A 23,322-nucleotide genomic window follows, 5' to 3' on the forward strand; every position below is an offset into this window, starting at 1 on the left:
TCCTCGGGTACTCTTATGTACAATTAATGCATTCTTGTTCATGAATGCCGCTTTTCGAATGCAGCGTATTTTCTAGCCTTGAATGAATTGAATCAAACGAGAAATTTTGATCTTATGAGCAAGAAAAACTTATCCATGGGGTGGACATGAGTGCGCCGTTGCGGAATCTGTCGGCCTTGCGCAGCCTGTCCGGCCTGCTCGACTTCGAGTGCGCGGCGCGCTGGAGCAGTTTTAAATTGGCGGCGCAGGAATTGCACAAGACGCCGGCGGCGGTCAGCCAGCAAATCAGGCAATTGGAAGAGGAACTGGGCTTTGCGCTGTTCATCCGCCATCCGCGCCAGGTCAGCGTGACCGACAAGGGGCGCGAGCTGGCGTTCACCGTCAGCCGCATGCTGCGCGACTTGCAAGCCAAGGTCGAAGCGCTGCAGGGCGGCGGCGAGGAAAACACGCTGCGCATTTCCAGCACCCATTCCTTCGCCATCAAGTGGCTGGTGCCGCGCATGCCGGGTTTTACGCGGCTGTACCCGGAGCTCGATCTGCGCATCGATTCGAGCGACAGCCTGGCCAACCTGGAAGACGACAGCACCGACGTGGCGATCCGCCACGGCCCGATCGACGACGGCGATCCGGCGCTGCTGTTCCGTGAACAATTGGTGGCGGTGTACAGCCCGGCGCTGCTGGCGCCGGGACGCGGCGAACTGACGCTGGCCGACCTGGCCCATTTGCCGCTGCTGTACGAACAAAGCACCGAGGCATGGCTGCGTTTCCTGAACGTCAACCGGGTCGCCGCGGCCGGCCATGATTTTTCACGGCGCTTCAGCCATTCCGGCGTGCTGGCGCAATCGGCGGTGGCCGGGCAGGGCGTGGCGCTGTCAGGATATGCGGTGGTGTACGAGGATATCCTGCAGGGCCGCCTGAAACTGATCGCGGCCAACAGCTTGCCGCATGGCGGCGGTTATCGTTTCCTGGTCAATCCCGGCAAGCGCGGCATGCCGAAGATCGAACGCTTCCGCGCCTGGATGGTGGATGAAATGGCGCAGATGCGCGTGGCGCTGGAAGGCGGCGCATCGGCTTGATGCCGCGGCAGGCCCGCTTTTTTTGCCGGGGGGGCGGGGATTCTCCGCCGGGGTAGATACCTCAGCCGGCCGCGCTGTCGCCATCGGCGCAGCATTTCTTGTACTTCTTGCCGCTGCCGCAGTGGCAAGGGTCGTTGCGGCCGGTTTTCGGCAGGTCGCGCAGCACGGTGGCGCCTGGCTGGTTTTGTTTCAGGTGGCGCTGGCGGGCCCAGGCCGCGTTGATGGCGATCACGGCGGGCACCACGCCATCCATCGCCGCTTCAGCCGCCGCGTCATCGAGTTCGCAGGCGGCGGCCAGGTGCCGGAACGGCGCCAGGTAGTGCGGGTGGCTGGCATGCAAGGCCGCCCACTGGGGCTGGTCCAGCGCCGTGCCCAGCAAAAAACCCGCGCACCAGGCCGGCACGCCCCATTCCGGGCCGCATGCGTAGATCGGCTCGAAGCTGTCCGGATCCTTTGCCAGCCATTCGACCATATAGGCGTGGTGGCGCCGCGCCAGCGCGCTGGCGCCTTGCGTGGCATCGCCCGCTTCCGGGGCCGCCGCGCCGGCGGCCTTGTCCCACATCCACGGCAGCCATTGTTCGGGCGCGATCGGATTCGGACTCAGGGCGACCGCGGTCAGCAAGCCTTCCAGCATCGACACATCCATGGCGCGGCCCGCCAGGGCGGGCGCGGCCAGCAGGGTGTCGAGTTCGGCGTATTCGTCGTCGGAGAGGGGCGTGGTGGCGGAGAGGCTGGACATGGAAATCTTTGCTGTGGTTGATGGAGTGGCCGTTGGCGTGGCCGTTGGCGCTATTGTAGCGCCCGCGCAATCAAAAACGGCGGCCCTGGGGCCGCCGTTTTATCGCTTGCAAGCGGCTTATTTTACGCCGTGCATCAGTTTGGTGATCAACGGGGCGATCAGGAACAGCACCACGCCCGCGCCCAGCAGCGACCAGAAGCCGAAGGTATAGCCGGACAGCGCCGACGTGACCGACATGCCGCTTTCGCCGCTGACGTGGCTGGCGAAAATCCCGGACAGGTTGTTGCCGATGCCGGTCGACAGGAACCAGCCGCCCATGCCCAGGCCAACCAGGCGGGTAGGCGCCAGTTTGGTAACCATCGACAAGCCGATCGGGGACAGGCACAGTTCGCCGATCGACTGGATCACGTAGACCAGGAACAGGGTCCAGAACGGGATCTTGTTGTGAGCGTCGAGCAGGTCCGACAGCGCGAAAATCAGCAGGCCGAAGGCGACTGCGTTGCCGATCAGGCCGAGGCCGAATTTGCGCGGGATCGACGGGTTCAGGTTGCGGCGGCCCAGCATGATCCACACCGCGGCGACGACTGGCGCGAAAGCGATGATGGCGATCGAGTTGACGCTCTGGAAGTACGCGGTCGGGAAGATGGTGAAGCCCAGGTCGCGGTTGACGATGTTTTCAGCCAGGAAGGTGAACGAACTGCCTGCCTGTTCGAAGAACATCCAGAACAGGATGTTGAAGGCGAAGATCAGCAGCATGGCGATGACCTTGTCGCGCGCCACCTTGCCGTTCTTGATACCTTCGATCATCAGCATCAAGGCCAGGCCGATGAACAGCACGGTCAATACCGCTTGCAGTCTTTCCGCGCCGACGGCCAGCAGGAAGTACATCACCGGGATCACGAACAAGGCGCCGACAGCGACGTAGATGACGCGCGAGTAGCCTTGCGCTTGCGGCGCGGCGGCGCCGATGCCTTTCAGCGAACGGCGGCCGATGGCGAACCATACCAGGCTGACCAGCATGCCGAAGCCTGCCGAAATGAATACCATCTTGTATGAAGGCATGGATTCGGTGCCGAACACGGCTTCCGCCAGCAACTGGGTAGCGATCGGGGCCAGGAAGCCGCCGATATTGATGCCCATGTAGAAAATGGTGAAACCGCTGTCGCGGCGGGTATCGGCCAGTTTGTACAGTTTGCCGACCATGGTCGAGATGTTCGGCTTGAACATGCCGTTGCCGACGATGATGGTCGCCAGGCCGAGCTTGAAGATGTCGGGATGCGGGATCGAGATCATGAACAGGCCGGCCGCCATGAACACGGCGCCGATCAGGATCGAGCGCTGATAGCCGATCACCCGGTCGGCGACATAGCCGCCGAACAGCGCGCCGGCATACACCAGCGCCAGGTAGGAACCGTAGGTCAGGTTGGCGACCGCCTGGCCGGAGGCATCGCCGCCATGGAACTGGGCCACGATATACAAGACCAGTGCCCAGCGTATCCCGTAAAACGCGAAGCGTTCCCAGAATTCGGCCATGAACAACATCCACAATGGGCTTGGGTGACCCATGATCTGCTTAAACTCCGGAATGACTGCTTCCGTGGTGGTAGGCGTAGTAGCACCGCTCATGCGGTTTCTCCTGAAAAATTTTTATAGTCTGTCGATTAAAGAACCTATGGAACCCTCCGGCGCGGCGGGCGATCTTGTGAATGACCGTAGGCGCTGAAATTCCAATAGGGACGCATTCTAATCTACAAATTGCCGCAGACGAAATTTTCGATGCATTGCTGACCACATTACCGTGCGCCCCACCGAAAATACGGCCGAAATATTACTGTTTAAATGACAATTTTGACGGGCTGGGCCCTAAAACTGCCGACTTGTCGTATATTGGCATTGCAACTCCAAACGGGCATCGATTTTTATTAAGGATTTTCGCACTATGGAACATGACGTTGTCGATACTCTGGTTTCACCCGAGGGCCGCCTGGACGTGCTCTCCAAGACTGAAGTGAATAAATTGCTCGATACTAGCCAGGGCGGCTTGTACAACACCTTCCGCAATTGCGCATTGGCGGTACTCAATTGCGGCAGCACCATCGATGATGGCAAGGAATTGTTGGAGCGCTACGAATCCTTCGATATCAGCATCATCCAGCGCGAGCGCGGCATCAAGCTGGAGATCAAGGGCGCGCCGGCGATCGCTTTCGTCGACGGCAAGATGGTCAAGGGCATCCACGAACACTTGTTTGCCGTGCTGCGCGACATTATCTTTGTCAGCGATGAAGTCACCGGCAACCCGAAATTCGACTTGCACAGCACCGAAGGCGTGACCGACGCGGTCTTTCATATCTTGCGCAACGCCAATGTGCTGCAAACCCAGCTGAACCCGAACCTGGTGGTGTGCTGGGGCGGCCACTCGATCAACCGCGCCGAATACAATTATTCGAAGGAAGTCGGCTACCAGATGGGCTTGCGCGGCCTGGATATCTGCACCGGCTGCGGCCCGGGCGCGATGAAGGGCCCGATGAAGGGCGCCACCATCGGCCACGCCAAGCAGCGGCTGCACAATGGCCGCTACCTCGGCATCACCGAGCCGGGCATCATCGCCGCCGAATCGCCGAACCCGATCGTCAACGACCTGGTCATCATGCCGGACATCGAAAAGCGCCTGGAAGCGTTCGTGCGCGTCGGTCACGGCATCGTGGTCTTCCCGGGCGGCGCCGGCACCGCCGAAGAGATCCTGTACATCCTCGGCATTTTGCTGCACCCGGACAATGCGCATATCCCGTTCCCGCTGATTTTCACCGGGCCGGAAACCTCGCGCGAATATTTTATCCAGATTAACCAGTTCATCAGCGACACGCTGGGACCGGAAGCGCTGCAGCGCTACAAGATCATCATCGACGATCCGGAACTGGTGGCGCGTGAAATGCAGGATGGCATCAAGCAAGTGCGCGAATTCCGCAAGGCCCACAGCGACGCCTATTATTTCAACTGGCTGCTGAAGATCGACCAGGAATTCCAGAAGCCGTTCGCGCCTAACCATGACAACATGCGCAACCTGAGCCTGCATAAAAACCAGGCCACGCATTTGCTGGCGGCCAATTTACGGCGCGCGTTTTCGGGCGTGGTGGCCGGTAACGTCAAGGATGAAGGTATCCGCGCGATCGAAAAGCACGGCCATTTCGAGATCCACGGCGACGCCGCGATCATGGGACCGATGGATGCGCTGCTGGCCTCGTTCGTCGCGCAGCACCGCATGAAACTGGCCGGCAAGGCGTACACGCCGTGCTACCGGGTGATCCAGTAATCTCGGTTCGCCGATGAAAAAAGCCTCCCGGTTCTGATCGAGCCGGGAGGCTTTTTTACGTCGCTTCAGTTCGCCTTGCGGCTTACTCTTCGCGGCGCAGGTGCGGGAACAGCAGCACGTCGCGGATGTTCGGCGAGTCGGTGATGATCATCATCAAACGGTCGATGCCGATGCCGCAACCGCCGGCCGGCGGCATGCCGTATTCCAGCGCGCGGATGTAGTCGGCGTCGTAGAACATCGCCTCTTCATCGCCGGCGTCCTTGGCCGCCACTTGCGCCAGGAAGCGCGCCGACTGGTCTTCGGCGTCGTTCAACTCGGAGAAGCCGTTGGCGATTTCGCGGCCGACCATGAACAGTTCGAAGCGTTCGGTGATGCCGGCCACCGTGTCGGAGGCGCGCGCCAGCGGCGACACTTCGACCGGGTAGTCGATGATGTAGGTCGGTTCCCACAGCTGCGCCTCGGCGGTTTCTTCGAACAGCGCCAGTTGCAGCGCGCCCAGGCCGGCGCTGGCGAACGGCTTGACGCCGAACTTCTTCAATTCCGCCTTGATGAATTCGGCGTCTTGCAATTGCTCGTTGCTGTAGTGCGGAGCATATTTATTGATCGCGCCGACGATGGTCAGGCGGTGGAACGGCTTGGCCAGGTCCAGCTCGCGGCCGCCGTAGGTCAGCGTGGCGGTGCCGTGAGCGTCGATCGCGGCCTGGCGGATGACGGCTTCGGTGAAGTCCATCAGCCATTTGTAGTCGGTGTAGGCCGCGTAGAATTCCATCATCGTGAATTCAGGATTGTGACGGATCGACACGCCTTCGTTGCGGAAGTTGCGGTTGATCTCGAACACGCGGTCGAAGCCGCCGACCACCAGGCGCTTCAGGTACAGCTCGGGCGCGATGCGCAGGAACATTTGCATGTCCAGCGCATTGTGGTGGGTGATGAAAGGCTTGGCCGCCGCGCCGCCGGGGATGGTGTGCAGCATCGGCGTTTCGACTTCCATGAAGTCATTCTTTTCCATGAAGCGGCGGATCGACGAAATCGCCGCGGTGCGCGCCTTGAAGGTGCGCCGCGTTTCTTCGCTCATGATCAGGTCGACGTAGCGCTGGCGGTACTTGGTTTCCTGGTCGGCCAGGCCGTGGAATTTGTCGGGCAGCGGACGCAGCGACTTGGTGATCAGGCGCAGCTCGGTGACCTTGATGGTCAGTTCGTCGGTCTTGGTCTTGAACAGCGTGCCGGTCACGCCCAGGATGTCGCCCAGGTCGTAGTGGTGCAGCGCGGCCATCGCGGCTTCGCCGGTCAGGTCCAGCGTGGCGTAGATCTGGATGCGGCCGTCGGCTTTCGGGCCGGACGCGTCTTGCAGCGTGGCGAAGGCGGCTTTCTTGCCGGCTTCGCGTTTCAGCATCATGCGGCCGGCCAGCACCACGCTGACGGGCGCCGCTTCGAGTTCTTCGCGGGTCTTGGCGTCGTACTGCGCGTGCAGGTCGGCGGCCTTGTGTTCAGGACGGAAATCGTTAGGGAAGGCGACGCCTTGTTCGCGCAAGGCGGAGAGCTTGGCGCGGCGCTCGGCGATGATTTTGTTTTCATCGGGTGCTGCGGCGTGTTCTTGGTTTTCCGTGGTCATGATGGGGTCTGTCTTTGGTGATTGAATCAATTTTAATGCGCGCTTTGAAGGCGCAGTGTTAAAGCATGGCCGGCGCCGCGGCGAACAGCGCCCGGAGCAGATCTGTTACACGCCCTGTTTCAGCGAGGCGGAAATGAATTCGTCGATATCGCCGTCCAGCACGCCCTTGGTGTTGCCGGTTTCGAAACCGGTGCGCAAATCCTTGATGCGCGACTGGTCCAGCACGTAGGAACGGATCTGGTGGCCCCAGCCGACGTCGGTCTTCGAGTCTTCCAGCTTTTGCTGTTCGCTCATGCGCTTGCGCAGCTCATGTTCGTACAGTTTCGCTTTCAGCATTTCCATCGCTTCGGCGCGGTTGCGGTGCTGCGAACGGTCGTTCTGGCACTGCACCACGATGCCGGTCGGGGCGTGGGTCATGCGCACCGCGGAGTCGGTTTTATTGATGTGCTGGCCGCCGGCGCCGGAGGCGCGGTAGGTATCGACCCGGATATCGGCCGGGTTGACGTCGATCTCGATCGAATCGTCGACTTCCGGATAGACGAACAGGCTGGTGAACGAGGTATGGCGGCCGTTGGCCGAGTCGAACGGCGACTTGCGCACCAGGCGGTGGACCCCGGTTTCGGTGCGCAGGAAGCCATAGGCGTAATCGCCCTCGACCTTCAGCGTGGCGGTCTTGATGCCGGCGACTTCACCCTCGGACTGTTCCAGGATCTCGACCTTGAAGCCCTTGCGTTCGCAATAGCGCAGGTATTGACGCAGCAGCATCGAGGCCCAGTCCTGGGCTTCGGTACCGCCGGCGCCGGCCTGGATATCGATGAAGCAGTTGTTGCCATCCATCGGATTGTTGAACATGCGGCGGAATTCCATGCCTTCGATGACGCTGCGGATGTCTTCGACGTCGGTGATCAGCGCTTCCAGCGTGTCGTCGTCCTGCTCTTCGCGGGCCATGGCGAACAGGTCGCCCATGTCGCGCAGGTCGGCGTCGGCCTTGGTCAGCGTGAAAACCACGGCTTCCAGCGATTTTTTCTCTTTGCCCAGGTCCTGGGCGCGCTTCGGATCGTTCCAGACGGTAGGATCTTCCAGCTCTTCATTGACTTGCTCTAGTTTCTCCGACTTGACAGTGAAGTCAAAGATACCTCCGAAGTTCGGCTTCGCGGGTCGTCAGATCGGCGAGCAGGGCGGACAGGGAGTTGATACGTTCGGCTTCCATGATATTCTGGTCTTCTATGGTGAAATCAAACCCCGGATTATACGCGAGCGCGGGGCAATTCCGATGGCCGGCGCACGGATCAGGTGCAATCCAGTGCCTTAAACGGCGGATTTTGTTGTGCAAACGTCCAAATTTCCCGCCCAATTGCGGCGCCGGGCCGCGCGCCCGGCTTTCCGGGCGCTTGACCTGGCGCTTGATGGCGCGCGCCGGCCTGCCGTATGATGCTGTCGATATCGACTCTACCGGACCTGACCATGCGCCCATCCCGAGGTTTCCTGTTATTTCCCTTGCTATTGGCCGGCTGCGGCGCCTTGCCGCCGGCGGCGCAGAGCACGCCGGCCGGAACCAGCGCCACGCTGGCGCTGCTGGAAACCACCGACTTGCACGGCAATGTGCTCAGCTACGATTATTACAAGCTCGCGCCGGAACCGGCTATCGGTCTGGAACGCACCGCCACGCTGATCGCCCAGGCGCGCGCGCAGTACGCCAATAATCTGCTGCTCGATAACGGCGACACCATCCAGGGCACCGCGCTGGCCGATTACCAGGCGCTGGTGCAGCCGGTGCGCTGCGACCAGCCGCTGGCGGTCTACAAGGCGCTGAATCTGCTGAAAGCCGATGGCGGCGGCATCGGCAACCATGAATTCAATTACGGCCTGGCGTATTTGAGCCAGGTCACCGGCAGCCAGTTCCAGGTCGGCGGCGTCGATGGATCGAAGCCGCGCTGCGCCGGACCGGATTTTCCGCAAGTGCTGGCCAACGTCTACAGCGTCAAGACGCGCCAGCCGCTGTTTGCGCCGTACCGCATCATCGACAAGCAGGTCAGCGCCACCGGCCCGGACGGCCAGCCGCTGACGGCCACCATCAAGGTCGGCATCATCGGTTTTACCACCCCGACCATCCTGGCGTGGGACAAGCGCTGGCTGGCCGGGAATATCTATACCGAAGGCGTGCGCGAAACCGCGCAAAAATACCTGCCCGAGATGCGCAGCAAGGGCGCCGACCTGATCGTCGCCATTTCGCACGGCGGCCTGGATGGCAGCCCGTATTCGCCGACGATGGAAAACGGCAGCTATTATTTGTCGCAAGTGCCGGGCATCGACGCGATGCTGATCGGCCATTCGCACCAGGTATTCCCGAATCCGGCCAGCACCGTCCCGCAATTCGATTTGCCGGGCGTGGACAAGGCCAGGGGCCTGGTCAACGGCGTGCCGACCGTGATGGCCAATTTGTGGGGCAAGCATTTGGGCGTGATCGGCTTGCACCTGACGTTCGACGGCAAGGCGTGGGCGGTCGACAGGAATAAGACCACGGTCGAGGCGCGCAGCATCCAGAATCCCGACAAGAGTTATGTCGCGCCGGATCCACGCATCGCCGCGCTGGTCGCGGCAGAGCACGCGGCCACCATCCGCTATGTGCAAACGCCGATCGGCAAGACCGATTTTCGCATGAGCTCGTATTTCGCCGACGTCGGCGACGTCAGCGCGATCCAGGTGGTGAACCAGGCGCAGCGCGATTACCTGGCCAGCTATGTCAAGGCCAACCTGCCGCAATACGCCGGCTTGCCGGTGCTGTCGATGTCGTCGCCGTTCAAGAGCGGTTCGGCCGGCGTCGGCGACTATACCGACGTCAAGGAGGGCAATCTGGCGCTGAACAATGCCGCCGATTTGTACCTGTATCCGAATTCGCTGTACGGCGTCAAGCTGAGCGGGGCCGAAGTGAAGGCGTGGCTGGAACGTTCGGCCGAGCGGTTTAATACCATCGATCCAGCGAAAACCGGGCCGCAGGAATTGATCAATACGGCCTACCCAAGCTATAACTTCGATACCATCACCAGCCAGGATGTCGCTTATGTCATCGACGTTACGCAGGCGCCGGGCCGGCGCATCAAGGATTTGACGTACCGGGGCCAGCCGGTGGCCGCAACGCAGCAATTCCTGGTCGCGACCAATAATTACCGCGCCAGCGGCGGCGGCAATTTCCCTGGCCTGGACGGCAGCAAGACTATTCTGGCGTCGCCGGACAATAATCGCGAATTGCTGATCGCCTATATCGCGGCGGCCAGGACGCTGAGCCGGGCCGCCAACGGTTCCAGCCGCAGCTGGTCGTTCGCCAGGGTGGCCACCAAGGGGCCGGTGGTGTTCCATTCGGCGCCGAACATGGGCGATCTAGCCAAGGCGGCCGGCTTGCGCAATGTGACGATGTCGCAAGCCGACGATGGCGCCGGCAAGGGGTTTGCGCTGTACAGCATCGATCTGTCGAAATAAAGCCTGGCCGCAAGCCACGCCTTGATCGACGGGTCCTGCTTACGGCGCCGGCGCGGCCTGATCCGCAGCCTGTATCGCGTGCAAGCCTTGCACCGCGTCGAGGATGCCCTGCGGATCGCGCGCCAGCAGCGCCGTGCCCAGGCCGACCAGCGCCGCCGCGGCGGAGATTGCCTGCTTGATGTGGTCGATGCGCATGATGGTCTGTCTGGCGTGCTCGATGGCGCCGCTGACGCCTTGCATCGCCGCTTCCGCTCCTTCCGCGATCAGCACGATGCCATAGGCGCGCAATAGCGAGGCCACGTGGTCCAGCTGGTCTTCATATCCTTCCAGGTCGATGCGCTGTTGCAAGGTCAGCTTGTCATGCTGGCGGATGCGCAATTCCAGGATCTGGCTTGACGCCTGCGCCAGCAGGTTGGCCAGCGCATAGGATTCTTCCTTGTCCAGTACGGTATGGGTAGGGATGGCCATCAGATTCTCCTGTTACTGTACATTGTTATAAAAAACCGCTTGCTTGCGCAGCTTGTCGACGGCTTTTGAAAAATTGGCCAATTGCCGTTTCAAGCCGGGATCGTCGGGCTGGTTTTGTTTCAGGCGCAGTTCGGCTATGGTCTTTTGCAATTCATCGACCGAGGCCACGTAGGCGTCGACGATTTTTGCGCGCGCGCCCAATTGGTGTTCTTCGATGAACAGCATGCTCTTGGCGTAATTGCTGGCCAGCGGTTCCTTGACCGCCAGCTGGTCCAGCCGCATGCGCAGCTTGCCGATGTCGCCGGCTTCGTCATTCAGGCTGGCGCGGTAATTGGCCTGTGCATATTCCTTCAAGCCATTGGTGATCACCTTGATCGAGTCTTCTTCGTTGAGCAAGTCGCGGATGCCTGCTTTTTCCAGGTTGGCGGTCAGGGCGCTGCTCAGGCGCGCGGTCAGCGACATCACCTTGCCCAGTTTGTCGCCGTCGAACAAGGGCGCGCCCGACTCGCTGTTGGCGATGCCGCCCAGCGAGGCGCCCAGGCTGTCGAATTCGGTTTGATAGTTGGGCAGCCTGTCGTCCGCCAGCGCCGCCAGCGTGTCGGCGTATTGGGCCAGTAAATCGTTCAGCGTGGCCATGACCTTGTTGTTACGGTCCAGGCTGGCACAGGACGAGCGCGCCGTGTTGTCGGCCTCTTGCGGGTCGTAGCGTTCGCCGGCGATCAGTTTTTTGCGCTTGATTTTTTCCGTGCAACTATTCACGGTGGCGTCCAGCATCGGGTCGAATGCGCCGGACATTTTCTTGGTCTGGTCGGCGAACGTGCGCACCGGCGCCAGGTTGGTGCAGCCGGCCAGCAGCCCGCCGGTCAGCAGGCACAGGCCCAGGTAATGCAAATGGGTGGACTTCACGATTTCCTCCATGCGGCGTGGATGGTTGCAATGCCGCGCGCCTTGCACTGCCGAAATCTCACAAATGCGATGTGTGAAGACATCTGCAATGCCGCGCGCGCCTGGCACTGTCAATCAACCTTAGCACTGGCACAGTTGGGTGGCTTGCGCAAGATCAGTTTGCCGGATTGCGGCGGTATATTGTCCGTCTGGCGGACTGGCGCGCATGGACCGCGGTCCGGGCACGTGCAAGGAGGGAGGGGAGCTTGTGCCGGCCTGCCTGGCAAGTGGATTTTGTTGCCGGCGCTGCGCCATATTGCGCTGATCAGTGCGTCACGCGCTTTTCCTGCTGGACCAGGATGAACGGGCTGACCACCACCGCCCACAGGCTGGCGTCGGCCGCCTGCCAGTGCAGGGCCTGCTGATCGGATACCTTCATCACCTTGCCGTCGGCCATCCATTGCACGATGCTGGCCTTGTCGTCGTGTGAAATGCGTACCGCGACGTCGACCAGGTCGAGCTCGTCGGCGACAAACACCACGTTGCCTTGCGCGAAGTGTTTTTCCAGCTCGCTCCAGGGCAGGCGCGCGGTTTCGCTATTGACTTTGGCGCGCAGTTCGGTATCGTTTTCAGGTTTGGTGTGCATGATGGTGTTCGGATGACATGATTAAAAAAGCCGCTGCCGCTCAGATCAACGCTATTGCCGGCAGCGGCGTACCCGCCCATGTTAACCGATAGGCCTGTCCTTTGCGAACATTGCCGACCAGGGCCGGCCGGAAACAGGCCAGGTTGATGCCGCCGGCCCGCCGCACGCTGGGGAAAATCAGGCCCATCGAACCGGCGTCGAGCAGGTGCTTGGCCAGCTGCTGCGAGTGGATATAGCTGGCCGGGTCCAGGCAATTGCCGAAGCGCGGCAAGCCGCGCACATCGTGGAAGCTGGCGTTGAAGTCGGCCAGCAGCGCCTGGTAATTGACGCTATCGTCGAAACGGCCGATTTCCATGTATTCGACGGTTTTATGGAACACGATTTCAGCCAGCGCGGTATCGCTGTCGAATGCGCAATACCATGCGCCGCGTTCGCCATCGTTGAAACGGCTGCCTTCCGGCCGCGCATACGTGTAGGCGGCGTTGATGATGCGGAAGTTCGGCACGCCGAACACCAGTTCATCGACGCCGATGCCGGGTGCGCCGCCGTGTTCGGCGATCAGGCGGTCGTTGGTGGCGTTATCGAGCTCGAACAGCTCGCCCAGGTGGTCGGCATCGTCGGACAGCGGGGCCAGCACCGAGTCTTCCATGTCGGCGAAACGCGAGGGTAGCAGCCGGCAGGTGTCGAACTGGCGCAGCGCGGAGAGCGGCGGCAGGGCGGGGCCGGCCAAGGTCACAGCCCTCCGCGGCGGGCGTCGAGCAGCTTGCGCACGGTTTGCATCGCCAGCAAGCCGCCGGCCAGCATCTGCGACAGCGGCGTGCGGCCGCCGAAAATCTGGTTCTTGTTCGGCAGGCTGACCCACTCATCGGCCAGTTGGTCGCCGTAGAGGATGTGCAATGCCTTGTAAATGCCGAGCAGATAGGAAATGCGCGTGATGCGGTCGACTTCCAGGATACGGTCGGGATTCTTTTTCCACTCATAAAACGCGCTGCTGGACAAGCCGCCGAGCAATTCGCGGGCGTCTTCGTCGCGCAGCTTCCAGGCGGCGATCAGCTTGAAAAAGCCTTTCAGCGCGGATTTCGACAAGCGCTCGCGCTCGGCCCTGGCGTTCAGATCGACCAGCACGGCCGGTTCAAAGCGGCTTTTGGGGTAGGCGTAGGCTAGATTCATCATCACTCCTTTTATGGATTATTTATACTCCATAAAAGGTTTTGTGGCAAGCGTGGCGCGCGCTCCTCAAGGCGTGAATTCAATACTGATGCCGGCGTCCGCTTGTTCCGGGTAGCGGGTCGAAAAATCGTAGCGCGCCTTCAACTCCGGCTGATCCCAGGGCGCAGTCCGCGCGCAGCGGTAGTTGAACAGCAGCTCCAGCGGCCGTGGCGCGTGCACGATGACGCGGGCGATCGCCTCGGCATCGGGATGGTTGAAGTAACTGCCGTCGCTGGAAATGATATAACGTTGACAGCACAGGCGATGCAGCAGCGCGGGGCTGATATTGCCGCGGCTGCCATGATGGGGCAGCTTGACCAGGTCGAGCGGCAGCCTGGCTTGCTGCCGCATCCCCGGCAAGCGCTTGAGCGCGGCTTCGATGACTTGCGGATGCGCATCGCCCGGCAGCAGGCAGCGAATCGCGCCGTATTCGAGCAGCAGGCCGATGCTGCTGCCATTGGCGGGCGCGCGGTCGGCGCTGAATGGCTGCGCGGCCAGCGCCTCGACATCCAGCGCGGCGCCGCTGGCAAAGCTGGGAACGGCGAGCCGCCTGATGGCCGCCAGGCGCTGCATGTCTGCTTCGGTGCTGTCGGGAGCGAGTCCGGCGCGTAGCAATTCCTGGTCCCAGTTCAGGCGCAAGCGCCGCAGTTGCGGCGCGGCCGGCGACAGGATGACGGCGCTGGCCTCGCCTGGCAGGACCAGCGGCGGCAGCGGGCCCGGCGCCGCCATCACCGGGCCGCCGTTAAAAGGGCGATTCCACGCGATGTTGCGGGCGCGTATCAAGGCACTCAGATATTCTCCCTGCACGACCCCGTAACTTTGCTGCGCCAGCCGTTGGCCGGAGGTCGCCGCGCCGCTTAATTGATGCAGGCCGTTGTACCAGATGTCGCTGACCGACAGTTGCAGCTCCCGGTCGCGCAGCAGCTTGATGATGCCTTCGATATGATCGCCATCAATATGCGTGGCGATCAGCAGGTCGATGCGCCGTTGTCCCCGCGGCAGGCGGTTCACGCGCCGCCTTAGCGCCTGGTAGGCAAAGGCAGGTCCGCCGTCGATCAGGATGCGGTGGGGATGCGCGGGGTCGCCATATTCTATCCACACACAATCGCCGTGGCGCGCAGCGAGAAATTCGATGCGGAACATGGCTGCCATGGTTCACAGCGCAAACTGCGGAAACGGCCAGGCTCCCGCCTTTGAACCGCGAGCCAGGTGGCGCCGCAGCGCCGCATCGGCCAGCGCATAGCCCCAGTTGACCAGCATGCCTTGTTCTTCCTCGGAAAATCGGTTGAGCCGGGTGCGTATGCCGGCCAGTTGCCGTGAACGCGCGCTATCCTGGCTCATCGGGTCGGCCAGCCCGTAGTTGCCGATGGCGCTGGCGATGCCCCAGTACGCTCCTTTGCGCACGCCATTGTGCAATTCGCCCAGCAACTGGCGTTTGCGCAGCGCGCGCTGCTGTTCGGTACAGATATCGAGTACCCGCAGCAATTGCCGCGGCCATGACGACGATGGCGTGGGGTTGATGGCGAACGGTTTTCCGGCGTCGCTGACCAGCACGGTGTCGTAGCGGCGCCATACCGATTCCAGTCCCATATTGTCGTAAACGCCACCATCGGTCAGCACCATGCGCCGGCGCAAAGCGGGATCGCCGGATCGCAGCGCGCCTTGCGTGATGCGCCATTGGCACGGATCGGTGTCGATATAGACCGGCGACAGCCATGGCGGGAAACCGCTGGACGCGGCAACCACGCGGGCCAGCGGCAGCGCCGGCAAGTCCAGCATGCCGAGCTTGTAGTCGGCCAGGTATTTGCGCGACATGCGCACGCTGGCGCCGGTTTGCAGGCTGGTTGCGTAGAAGACAAAGGCGGGATTTCTGCTTTCGTCCGGCAAGTCTTGCAGTGTCGCGGCGCCAAACAGCCCTTGCCGGTATCTGGCCTCGAGTTGTCCGCCTATGCCGCTGCGCGGTGAAAACAGGCCGCTCAAGCCAGCCGATATGTCGATACCCTTCAGGCAAAAGCGCATCAGCGGTTGCGCCACGACGGTACTGAAATTGTCCGCGATACCGCCGCTGAAGTGCAATTCCGGCCAGTGCAGCGCCAACACGGCGTTGGTGATCGATCCGCCCGACACGCTGGTGATGCGCTTGACCGACGACAGCATGCCGAGTTCGTTGAGCCGCCACAGCGAACCCAGATTGAACAGCGCGGCGCGAAACCCGCCGCCCGATAGCGCCAATCCCGTGCCTGTCTCTGCCATCATTGCCTCGCCTGGCTGGTCATGCCATCATTTCATGTCACCGCGTCAGGCGAGGGCGGCCAGCCGTACCGCGGGATCGCCGACGATGACGTAATTGCGCGCGTCGTTGAGCGCGGTCCACATGCCGGCTATCCGCGCATGGTCGATTTTCCTGCCGTTGCGGATACGTCCCAGCTCCTCGGTCAATCCTGCCGCCAGCACGGCATGGCGCAGGCCGAAAATATCCATCGCATGGCCGACGGTATAACCATCCATCAGGCTGCACAGCAGGTCTTCGAACATGCCGATCTGTGCCGCCTTGGCTCCCGGCCACATGAAGGAATAACCCCAGGCCCGGTCGACATGGCCGATGAAGGCCAGCGCGCCGCCGCCGGCATGTCCCAGCAGTTGCTGCGCCAGCGGCGCCAGCATCGGCGCGGCGGCAATCCGGCGCGGGGCTTGCCGCGTGCCCGCCGCAAAGTTGTCGAATTGCGGCGTGCCGGCGCTGTAGCAGGCAAAATGCAGGCTGACCAGGCCGGCCGGACTAGGCCCGCGGCGCGCGTCTTCGCCGGAAAAGAAGAACGCCGGCGGCAAGGCGCCGGCGTGCGCCAGTGGGCCGGGCCAATCCTGGCAAAGCAGCGCGCCCTGGCAGCTGGCCTGGCGTGCGTCGCCGGCCGGGAAGCCGACGCCGTGGCTGGCGGTGAGCAGCAGCGCCGGATCGCGCCGGCTGCCGATCAGGCCGGCCAGGCATGCCTTGTCCGCATCGTTGCCCAGATGGCTATCCAGCGACCAGCCTGGCGTCCGGCGCGTGGCGCAAGCGCTGGACAAGGCGCTGGACAAGGGGCGCGCCAGATGTTCAAGCGACAAGGCGGTCGCCTCGTCGTCGGGATTGGCGGGGGCGAAGAGCGCGACCCGGCGTGCCCGCCGCAGCTTGCCCTGTTCCGCATCGACGACGCTGCGGGCGTAATTGGCCTATTGCTCCAATGTATCGAAGGCGATGCGCCCTACCGCATATTGCACCCCCAGTTGATGCTGGAAAGAAAAAGGAATCTGATGCGGCGTGCCGACCAGCAGCACATAATAGGGCAAGCGCAGCGGATTGGGCGCCTGTCCCGGCGCACTGTCATTCTCGATTAAAAAGTCGTCGCAGGACATGCCGGGCCGATATCCCCGGCTGGCGCGGTATTCCCGATAGCAGGGCTTGTGCTGGTTGGCCTGGGCTTGGCGCCAATTCAGCAACGGCGCCAGTGCAGCGTGGATGCCGGGTTCGGCGGCGCTGTGGAACAGCACTCCCCAGCCGGCCTGCGCCAGTTGTTCGGCATCGATCCCGTAGCCAGGCGCCAGATGGGGTTCTGCCTGCGCCAGCTTATGCCTGGCGCCGCATGCCGCAGGATGCGCGGGGAGGCCGAGCGCGAGGGCGGAAAGCTGCTCCGGCGCCAGGGCCGCCTCGATATAGCGGCCGCTGGCGCCATTGACGCCATTGGGCGCGCAGCGGAGCGCCGGGACCGGTGCCTGAAGCGTGTTCATTGCTTGCAGGACTTATAGGGAGCGTTGGGCGCCGCGCCGTCTGGCGCCAGCGCCTCGCGCCTGACGATGCCGCAGGCGAGCCTGACTAGCGAACTCATCCTCAAGTCCCACAGTTGCGGCAGCTCGCCGCCGGTGACAATCAGTTCGCCATTTTCAGACAGCGCCACCGGCAGTGCCGCCGCTTTGCCCGTCAGCGTGCGGCCCAGCCTGCGATAAGGCAGGCTGGCGGCATCCCACAGCATGATGCGGCCATCGCGGTCGGACGACAGCATCACAGGCCGGGCGCCGCCGCTGAACGCCAGCGCGCTGATATCGACTTCATGCAACTGGTCCAGCGGCTGCCGTGCGCCGGTCGCGACATCGACGATGAAAATATCGTGTTCGGTGGTGCCCAGTGCGACATGGCTGCCGTCCGGCGCATAGGCGAGCGCCGAGACGAGCAGTGCCGGTATCTGTTGCGGACCGGTGTTGGCCGCCCGCTGTATCTTGCCCTGGGCGCTGACGCTCCAGAAGGTCAGGCTGATCTCGCCGCTGATCGTGGCCAGCTGGGTGCCCAGCGGGTTGAACGCCAGTTGCTGTATCTTGGCCTGCTGGTCTACGGCGACGCTGTCGAGCAAGCGCGGCTGGCGCGGTACGCCGACGTCGTACAGCGAGAGAGTATGGCCGGCCGCCACCGCCAGCGTCGCGCGGCGCGGGTCGGGATGGAATGCCAGCCGATAGCGCGCCGATTTTTCGGCGCTCCCCGGCAATTGCGCCAGCAGCTGGCCGGCGCGGTTCCACAGCATGATTTTCTCGCCGGCCTGGCCGGCGGTGGCGATCAGCGTGCCGCTGCGATTCATCGCCAGCGCTGTCAAGCTGGCGGTGCGCACCTCAAAAGGCGTTTGTTTGGCGTAGCCGTGAAGCGTGGCGTCCTGCGCAATCTGTAACGCGACCTGGTGCGACGAGCCGAGTGCGACGGTGTGGCCGTCGGCCGACAGCGCCACATGGCTCCAGCCGCCGGCGCCGGCGGAGCCGCGCGGAACGATGTCGAAGGCCTGCGTCGGCAGGGGCCTGGTGTTGTTTAAATCGATTAACGACAGCGTGCGGCTGCCGCCAACCGCCAGGATGGACGCGGAGTAGGGCGCGAACGCGACGCTGTACAGACGCTCCGGAAAGCGCAGTTGCAACGGCGCCCGGTAGTAGGCGTCGCGTCCTTGCCGCTTATCGAATAGCGGATCGACGTCGACGGTCTTGCTTTCTCCGCCGACAAAGGCCAGCCACTTGCCGTCGGCGGAGAAATCTGCGGCGAATGCGGGAGCATCGGATTTTCCATAGCTGCCCATCGCGCTTGCCAGTTGCGGCACGCCGGTCGCATGATCCCATACGGCGACGCGGCTGCGCCGTTCCGTGATCGCGTCGTCTATCCGCACTTCCGCCCAGCCGCTGGCGGCGAGCCGCTGCTTGACCGCATCGTAGCTCAAGCCATAGACCCCGGCCTTGCCTGGGGCGCCATGATGGCCATTGTCGGCCAGATTCAGCCGCATGGTGCGGACCAGTGCCCGGGCGGCGCCGTCGGCCGCGTTCCACGGCCATAGCCAGATATAACCGTTGAAATCGCCAATCGCCAGCCGATCCTGTCCCACGAAGGCCAGCGCATATATCTTGCCGGCGCCTTTGGCCGCGCCCTGGAAGCGCGCCCGCTCCAGCGGCGCGGCGGGATCGCTGATATCCCACACCACTACTTGCCGGTCCCATATGCCGACCGCCAGCGCGCGCTGGTCCGGGCTGAAGGCGAGCGTGGTCAGCCTGGCGCCCGCATGATGCTTTTCGCTGAGCAGCCTGACGCCGGGTTTGCCGCCCGTGAAAGTGCTTGCCCACAGGCGCAGCGTGCCGGCCGCGTCGGCGCTGGCCAGCAGGCTGCCGTCGGCATTGAACGCGACGCAATACACCATCGCCGGGTGCGGGATGGCAGTGATTTGCTTGCCGCTGCGCAGATCCCACAAGATGACCGATTTGTCGAAGCTGGCGGAGGCGATCATGGTGCCGTTCGGGTGAAAGGCAAGCTGGCGTATCGAGGCGTTATGCCCGTTGAAGACTTGTTTGGTCGGCGGCACCACCACCAGCCCGGACAGCAGTGCGGCACGGGTCAATTGTTGCGGATCAGCCAGTGCACCCGCCGCCACTTGTTTGGCCGGCGCCGCCAGCAGCAAGTCGTGGGCGCTCAATCCCAGCCGCAGCGTTTGCGCATATTGGCCTTGCGGCAGCGTCAGCGCATCGCCGCTGACGCTGCGTATTTCGTTGATGCTATAGGCAATATAGAGTTCGTTGCGCAGCCGCTGCTGATTACGCCACTGATATGTCAGGCAGCCCGCCAGCACCACCATGACCGCCATCCCGCCGCGCTGCCAGAGGATCTGGCGCCGGTTGCGGCGCTGCTGCTGCAGGATCGAGCGGGCATCGTTACTGGCGGCGATGCTGGCGCTGAGGTAGTCCTGTTCGTTTTTATCGGCGTCGCCGCGATGCGCTTCATACCAGTTGCTGGCGTCGCCGATCGCGCTATCGGACAGCAGCATATTGTCGCCGCGTCCCTGGGCGTCCCATAGCGCCGCCTGCCGCTGGAACGGGGTCAGGTTATGCTGCTGCCAGAGTTCGTTGCGCTCCAGGATAGGCGCGACCAGCCGGTCATGGGTGATTTCGATCCACTCGCGGCCGTTGCGCCGGTCGTAGCGCAATAGATGCTCGCTGACCAGCAAGTCTATGCTGTGGTTATCCAGCCCATGCGTGGATCCCGTTTCGCGCAGGATTTGGGCGCGCAACGACTTGGCGACGATCAGGTATTGATCGATCCACGCGCGCAGGCGGCGTTCCGCGACGCCGCCGATCGCGGCGGTGGCGGCGATGACGCTATCGTAGAATTCCCCGAGCGCGTCGTCGACGGCGCCCGATTTGCGCAATTCGGCCGGCCCGAGGTTTTGTTTCAGGTGTAAATCCCACAGCCGGCGGCAAACCACTTGCAGCTGTACCGGCTCGACATGCGTACCGATCGCCAGGTGGTGCGAGTCGCCGGTCTGGACCCGCACGGTGGCCAGGTCGTCGGCCAGTTCGGCGATATGTTGCGGGTCGAATGGATGGCCGGCCGCGCTGGCCGGCCCGCTGATGGCCTGGCAGGCCTGGCCGCGGTTGAGCAGGTTGAGGCGGTAGCGGGTCAGCAGCGAGGTGGGCAGCAAGTGGCTGTAGACGTCGATGTCGGCGATGTGATCTTCGCGGATGACGAAGATGGCCCAGCGCCGGCGGTCTTGCAGCGCTACCGCGAGTTCCAGGAAAAACTCCAGTTTCAGGGCGTGGTCGGTCGGGTCCAGCGTGCAAATTTCCTCGAACTGGTCGAAGATCAGCACTTCGAGTGCCGAGTCCGGCGGGCCGTCCTGCGGCTGGTGCGGACGCGCCTCCAGATAGGCCGACAAGGATAGCGGCATGGCTGCCTCGATGGCGTTGCGCTGCTGTTCGTCCAGGTCCGACGACAGACATTCGGTGACGCTGTAAAGGTAGCGGTTGCGGCTCTGGCTGCTGTTGTCCGCGGCCAGCAGATTGACGCGTATGGCGGGCAGTACCCGGAAATTTTCTTGCTGGCGCAGCAGTTTGATCAGGCCCGCATTGATCAGCGAAGTCTTGCCGGCGCCGGATGGCGAATACAGCAGGATCAGCCGCTCGGCAACCAGCAAGTCGCATAGATCCCGGGTTTCGTTATCGCGTCCGAACAGGGCATCGTCCGCTTGCAGCGGCCGCGGACCGACGAAAGGATTGGCGCGGACTTTGGCGCGGCGCTCATTGATCTGTTCGGGTTGCATGATTGCCCCACTGCCGGGTTAATTCATCGACAAAGCTTTCCAGGCTTGAGTCATAGATCTCGACATTGCGATTCGACGTGAAATATTTTCTTAAATAGTCGCGCGCAACCTTCGGTTCTATCATGCGTCCTTCCAATGGCTCGATCTGTACCGCGATGTGGGAATACTGTTCGCTGCTGCGGTTGCCCTCGCGGCGCAGCAGTCCACGAAACAGGGTGCGGAAATCCCAGTCGTCGAATTGAAAACCGAGAAAGACCAATCCCTTTTGCGCGAATACCCGCCGCATGTACGGCGCCAGTCCGGTCACGGTATTGGCCTGGTTGCGCGTAAAGCCGACCAGGAAATCGAAATAGTCGTCCTCGGTCAGCACCACGGTGGAGGGCGCGCTCATATTGCCGAAGACTTGAAATACCAGCGGCCGTTCGATGCTGGGGCGGTAGCCCGGTTCCGTGTCGAACACCGACTCGGGCCAGTCCGCCTCGTCGTTCTTCTCGAATTCGCGCCAGCGGCATACCACCACCGCGGGCTTTCGGTCTTCCGCTGCCAGCGCCTCTTCCAGCAGATTGTCGCGGTTGGTCGTCACGTAGGTGGTAAAGGGCAGGCGCGCCAGCTTGCTGTAAATGTCTTGCGCCTGACCCGATGCCGCATCGGTTTTGCGCAGCGACTGGCCGACCACGCTGACCAGTTTGGCCAGCGAATAATCCTTGCCTTTTGCGTTGCGCATGTCCAGCGGTAATTCATCGCGGTATTTGCTGCTGATTTCTTTTTTAAATGCTTTCTTAATTGCTCCAACGGAAAATTACGATTGCGGCTATAGGCCAGGTATTGGGCCACCTGCGGCAAGTCGTCGCGCTGTTGCGGCGCCATCGGAAAGCCATAATGGTCGGCCCAGCGCGCGGCGATGTCGCGTGACGAGCCGATGATGCCTTCCGCCAGGCCGGGCCCCAGCACCAGCACGGTATGGTCGCCGCTGATATCGGTCAGCAAGGCGTCCCAATGAAAACTGCCGCCGTTGCTGGCGCTGTTGCCATACCATAGGGCTCCCCCTTTGAGGCGCATGAAAAGTACCGGCATCCACCAGTCTGCGCGCTGGCGTATCTGGCCGCGCGCCACCGCCATGGCGCTGTCGATCTGGCCGTGCAGCCGTAATTGCTGGAACAGATGCGGCATGAAAATGGCGACGCTGGCCATGCTGATGTTGCCTTGCATGCCGATCACCGCCGGCACGCCCGCTTCCAGCAAGCGCGGGCCGAGTGCGGTCAGGGCGCGGCCTTCCTGCAAGTCGCTGCCGTCGCCGGCGCTCTGGCAGGAGGCCAGCACCACCAGGCGCGGGCGATGCTGCATTTCGCGCAAGCGCACCGCCAGCTCGCTGCCGCGCACCACGTCGGTATCGCCGGCGTCGTTTTCGAGGTAGAGGCGGGGTTTTTCGTCGATCAGGGCGCCATGGCAAATCAGGTAGAAAATATCGTATCCGTGCCGTAACTTGGTAATGATGTTGCTGAAGGTGGCCTGGCCGCGTTCGGCCAGCAGGTCATAATCGAAATCGGCGAAGGTGGTGGCCGCCAGTTTGCTCTCGTTCGGCACATCGGCCGGCGTGAAACTCTGGTTGCCGTGCTGGTAGTCGCCGATATCCTGCGGATTGCAGATCACCACCAGCACCTTCAGGCGGTGCGCGCGAACCGGCGTCAGCGGACGCCAGTCATTGCTGCCGAGGTAGCGCGAGAACACCACGTCGTCGCGCATCAGTAGCAGGCTCTGGTCGACCGGGTCGGCCAGGGTTTCCCACCAAATATTATGCAGTTCCGGCGCATTGTTGCTGATAAACAGGCGCAGGCGCAGTACCAGTTGCCGCTCTTGCGCGATATTGTGGGCCGAGTCATAACCGTTGCGGATCTCGGCGTTGCCAAACAGCATGGAGGATAATGCCTGGCCGTACTGTACCGCGTCGCCCTTGTATTGCGCCAACACCTGGAGGTCGATTTTGACGGGGCTGGTGTCGATCATGCGCACATCGGCATCGTCTTGTGGCCGGGTGAAACGCAACGCGGCGGTGTACAAACCTGGCTGCAGCCAGCGCAGTGTCAGTTCCAGTTCGCAAGCTTGTCCATTTGCTGTCGGACCCGCCGCATTCCCCATTGTCATGGTTGCCGCTCCGCATACGTTCTACTTCATCCGGAAAATGCGCGGCCTGTCATATGGGTGCTGAACATAGGGTGCTGAGCATAAATTAATTGCCGATTACTATCACGGCATTCGTCAGGCGGCCTTGCGCACTCCCAAACTACTACTTGGATCAATGCCGTCTTTGATAATTCGT

Annotated in this window: 20 protein-coding genes; 3 read left to right on the forward strand and 17 right to left on the reverse strand. The window is 62.5% G+C overall.

Going from position 1 to position 23,322, the window contains the following annotated elements; all coding sequences use genetic code 11:
- Nucleotides 1-146 precede the first annotated feature (146 nt).
- Nucleotides 147-1,076, forward strand: coding sequence for a LysR substrate-binding domain-containing protein (locus GJA_RS10090; protein WP_038491668.1), 930 nt, complete (start codon nucleotides 147-149; stop codon nucleotides 1,074-1,076).
- A gap of 61 nt (nucleotides 1,077-1,137) precedes the next feature.
- Here GJA_RS10090 and GJA_RS10095 read toward each other — a convergent pair whose 3' ends face one another.
- Nucleotides 1,138-1,815 carry a UPF0149 family protein gene (locus GJA_RS10095; RefSeq protein WP_038491671.1) on the reverse strand — a complete coding sequence of 226 codons (678 nt, stop codon included), beginning with the start codon at nucleotides 1,813-1,815 and terminating at the stop codon, nucleotides 1,138-1,140.
- A gap of 117 nt (nucleotides 1,816-1,932) precedes the next feature.
- Nucleotides 1,933-3,441 carry a peptide MFS transporter gene (locus GJA_RS10100; RefSeq protein ID WP_038491674.1) on the reverse strand — a complete coding sequence of 503 codons (1,509 nt, stop codon included), beginning with the start codon at nucleotides 3,439-3,441 and terminating at the stop codon, nucleotides 1,933-1,935.
- A gap of 313 nt (nucleotides 3,442-3,754) precedes the next feature.
- On the opposite strand from GJA_RS10100, the gene ppnN reads away from it, so the two are divergent.
- A complete protein-coding gene (ppnN, locus tag GJA_RS10105; RefSeq protein ID WP_038491677.1) occupies nucleotides 3,755-5,125 on the forward strand; it encodes a nucleotide 5'-monophosphate nucleosidase PpnN in 1,371 nt (456 codons plus the stop codon).
- A gap of 82 nt (nucleotides 5,126-5,207) precedes the next feature.
- Here ppnN and lysS read toward each other — a convergent pair whose 3' ends face one another.
- The 3 genes from lysS to GJA_RS27775 all read right to left on the reverse strand — a co-directional run bounded on the left by lysS (nucleotide 5,208) and on the right by GJA_RS27775 (nucleotide 8,211).
- Nucleotides 5,208-6,737, reverse strand: a complete 1,530-nt coding sequence (lysS, locus tag GJA_RS10110) for a lysine--tRNA ligase (protein WP_038491679.1) — start codon at nucleotides 6,735-6,737, stop codon at nucleotides 5,208-5,210.
- Between the two features lie 105 nt (nucleotides 6,738-6,842).
- A protein-coding gene (gene prfB, locus GJA_RS10115) for a peptide chain release factor 2 (protein ID WP_144241474.1) occupies nucleotides 6,843-7,947 on the reverse strand; the annotation gives its coding sequence in 2 pieces (ribosomal slippage) (nucleotides 6,843-7,865 and nucleotides 7,867-7,947; 1,104 coding nt in all).
- On the reverse strand, nucleotides 7,864-8,211 hold the full coding sequence (locus GJA_RS27775; RefSeq protein WP_167541074.1) for a hypothetical protein: 348 nt from the start codon (nucleotides 8,209-8,211) through the stop codon (nucleotides 7,864-7,866). Before GJA_RS27775 ends, prfB begins: the two co-directional genes overlap by 84 nt.
- Here GJA_RS27775 and GJA_RS10125 point away from each other — a divergent pair.
- Nucleotides 8,202-10,214, forward strand: a complete 2,013-nt coding sequence (locus GJA_RS10125) for a bifunctional 2',3'-cyclic-nucleotide 2'-phosphodiesterase/3'-nucleotidase (RefSeq protein WP_038499351.1) — start codon at nucleotides 8,202-8,204, stop codon at nucleotides 10,212-10,214. The two genes, GJA_RS27775 and GJA_RS10125, sit on opposite strands and share 10 nt — an antisense overlap.
- 39 nt (nucleotides 10,215-10,253) lie before the next feature.
- Here GJA_RS10125 and GJA_RS10130 read toward each other — a convergent pair whose 3' ends face one another.
- From GJA_RS10130 to GJA_RS10180, 12 genes are all read right to left on the reverse strand, one after another.
- Nucleotides 10,254-10,682 carry a hypothetical protein gene (locus tag GJA_RS10130; RefSeq protein WP_038491685.1) on the reverse strand — a complete coding sequence of 143 codons (429 nt, stop codon included), beginning with the start codon at nucleotides 10,680-10,682 and terminating at the stop codon, nucleotides 10,254-10,256.
- Between the two features lie 12 nt (nucleotides 10,683-10,694).
- Nucleotides 10,695-11,588, reverse strand: coding sequence for a hypothetical protein (locus tag GJA_RS10135; RefSeq protein ID WP_144241475.1), 894 nt, complete (start codon nucleotides 11,586-11,588; stop codon nucleotides 10,695-10,697).
- A gap of 304 nt (nucleotides 11,589-11,892) precedes the next feature.
- Nucleotides 11,893-12,213 (reverse strand): DUF2288 domain-containing protein, encoded by a 321-nt coding sequence (locus GJA_RS10140; protein ID WP_038491691.1) that lies wholly within the window; start codon nucleotides 12,211-12,213, stop codon nucleotides 11,893-11,895.
- 40 nt (nucleotides 12,214-12,253) lie between these two features.
- Entirely contained in the window at nucleotides 12,254-12,949 is a 696-nt protein-coding gene (locus GJA_RS10145; protein WP_242404504.1) for an RES family NAD+ phosphorylase, read from the reverse strand.
- The gene (locus tag GJA_RS10150) at nucleotides 12,946-13,383 is read right to left on the reverse strand and encodes an MbcA/ParS/Xre antitoxin family protein (RefSeq protein WP_038491694.1); all 438 of its coding nucleotides are present in this window, start codon (nucleotides 13,381-13,383) and stop codon (nucleotides 12,946-12,948) included. Before GJA_RS10150 ends, GJA_RS10145 begins: the two co-directional genes overlap by 4 nt.
- A gap of 66 nt (nucleotides 13,384-13,449) precedes the next feature.
- Entirely contained in the window at nucleotides 13,450-14,574 is a 1,125-nt protein-coding gene (locus tag GJA_RS10155; protein WP_081905325.1) for a ComEC/Rec2 family competence protein, read from the reverse strand.
- Between the two features lie 3 nt (nucleotides 14,575-14,577).
- A complete protein-coding gene (locus GJA_RS10160; protein ID WP_081905326.1) occupies nucleotides 14,578-15,678 on the reverse strand; it encodes a patatin-like phospholipase family protein in 1,101 nt (366 codons plus the stop codon).
- Nucleotides 15,679-15,720: 42 nt separating this feature from the next.
- Complete coding sequence (locus tag GJA_RS26120; RefSeq protein ID WP_061301575.1) at nucleotides 15,721-16,521, reverse strand: hypothetical protein; 801 nt, start codon at nucleotides 16,519-16,521, stop codon at nucleotides 15,721-15,723.
- 105 nt (nucleotides 16,522-16,626) lie between these two features.
- Nucleotides 16,627-17,181, reverse strand: coding sequence for a hypothetical protein (locus tag GJA_RS26125; protein ID WP_051780604.1), 555 nt, complete (start codon nucleotides 17,179-17,181; stop codon nucleotides 16,627-16,629).
- Entirely contained in the window at nucleotides 17,178-21,005 is a 3,828-nt protein-coding gene (locus GJA_RS10170) for a WD40 repeat domain-containing protein (RefSeq protein ID WP_038491696.1), read from the reverse strand. The genes GJA_RS26125 and GJA_RS10170 overlap by 4 nt, the downstream gene beginning before the upstream one ends.
- A complete protein-coding gene (locus tag GJA_RS28275; protein WP_038491699.1) occupies nucleotides 20,983-21,681 on the reverse strand; it encodes an SIR2 family NAD-dependent protein deacylase in 699 nt (232 codons plus the stop codon). The genes GJA_RS10170 and GJA_RS28275 overlap by 23 nt, the downstream gene beginning before the upstream one ends.
- Nucleotides 21,585-23,147: a CHAT domain-containing protein gene (locus GJA_RS10180; protein ID WP_081905328.1), complete on the reverse strand. Its 1,563-nt coding sequence runs from the start codon at nucleotides 23,145-23,147 to the stop codon at nucleotides 21,585-21,587. Before GJA_RS10180 ends, GJA_RS28275 begins: the two co-directional genes overlap by 97 nt.
- Nucleotides 23,148-23,322 lie beyond the last annotated feature (175 nt).

Source organism: Janthinobacterium agaricidamnosum NBRC 102515 = DSM 9628 (genome assembly GCF_000723165.1).
Lineage (GTDB): Bacteria > Pseudomonadota > Gammaproteobacteria > Burkholderiales > Burkholderiaceae_D > Janthinobacterium > Janthinobacterium agaricidamnosum.

Excerpts from the sequence above, each read along its gene's own strand:
- GJA_RS27775 (WP_167541074.1), bottom strand. The coding sequence starts at position 8,211 with ATGGGCGCATGGTCAGGTCCGGTAGAGTCGATATCGACAGCATCATAC.
- GJA_RS10095 (WP_038491671.1), bottom strand. The coding sequence starts at position 1,815 with ATGTCCAGCCTCTCCGCCACCACGCCCCTCTCCGACGACGAATACGCC.
- ppnN (WP_038491677.1), top strand. The coding sequence starts at position 3,755 with ATGGAACATGACGTTGTCGATACTCTGGTTTCACCCGAGGGCCGCCTG.
- GJA_RS10170 (WP_038491696.1), bottom strand. The coding sequence starts at position 21,005 with ATGCAACCCGAACAGATCAATGAGCGCCGCGCCAAAGTCCGCGCCAAT.
- GJA_RS10180 (WP_081905328.1), bottom strand. The coding sequence starts at position 23,147 with ATGACAATGGGGAATGCGGCGGGTCCGACAGCAAATGGACAAGCTTGC.
- GJA_RS10090 (WP_038491668.1), top strand. The coding sequence starts at position 147 with ATGAGTGCGCCGTTGCGGAATCTGTCGGCCTTGCGCAGCCTGTCCGGC.
- GJA_RS10100 (WP_038491674.1), bottom strand. The coding sequence starts at position 3,441 with ATGAGCGGTGCTACTACGCCTACCACCACGGAAGCAGTCATTCCGGAG.
- GJA_RS10150 (WP_038491694.1), bottom strand. The coding sequence starts at position 13,383 with ATGAATCTAGCCTACGCCTACCCCAAAAGCCGCTTTGAACCGGCCGTG.
- GJA_RS10155 (WP_081905325.1), bottom strand. The coding sequence starts at position 14,574 with ATGGCAGCCATGTTCCGCATCGAATTTCTCGCTGCGCGCCACGGCGAT.
- GJA_RS10140 (WP_038491691.1), bottom strand. The coding sequence starts at position 12,213 with ATGCACACCAAACCTGAAAACGATACCGAACTGCGCGCCAAAGTCAAT.
- GJA_RS10130 (WP_038491685.1), bottom strand. The coding sequence starts at position 10,682 with ATGGCCATCCCTACCCATACCGTACTGGACAAGGAAGAATCCTATGCG.
- GJA_RS10160 (WP_081905326.1), bottom strand. The coding sequence starts at position 15,678 with ATGATGGCAGAGACAGGCACGGGATTGGCGCTATCGGGCGGCGGGTTT.
- GJA_RS10125 (WP_038499351.1), top strand. The coding sequence starts at position 8,202 with ATGCGCCCATCCCGAGGTTTCCTGTTATTTCCCTTGCTATTGGCCGGC.
- lysS (WP_038491679.1), bottom strand. The coding sequence starts at position 6,737 with ATGACCACGGAAAACCAAGAACACGCCGCAGCACCCGATGAAAACAAA.
- GJA_RS26125 (WP_051780604.1), bottom strand. The coding sequence starts at position 17,181 with ATGAACACGCTTCAGGCACCGGTCCCGGCGCTCCGCTGCGCGCCCAAT.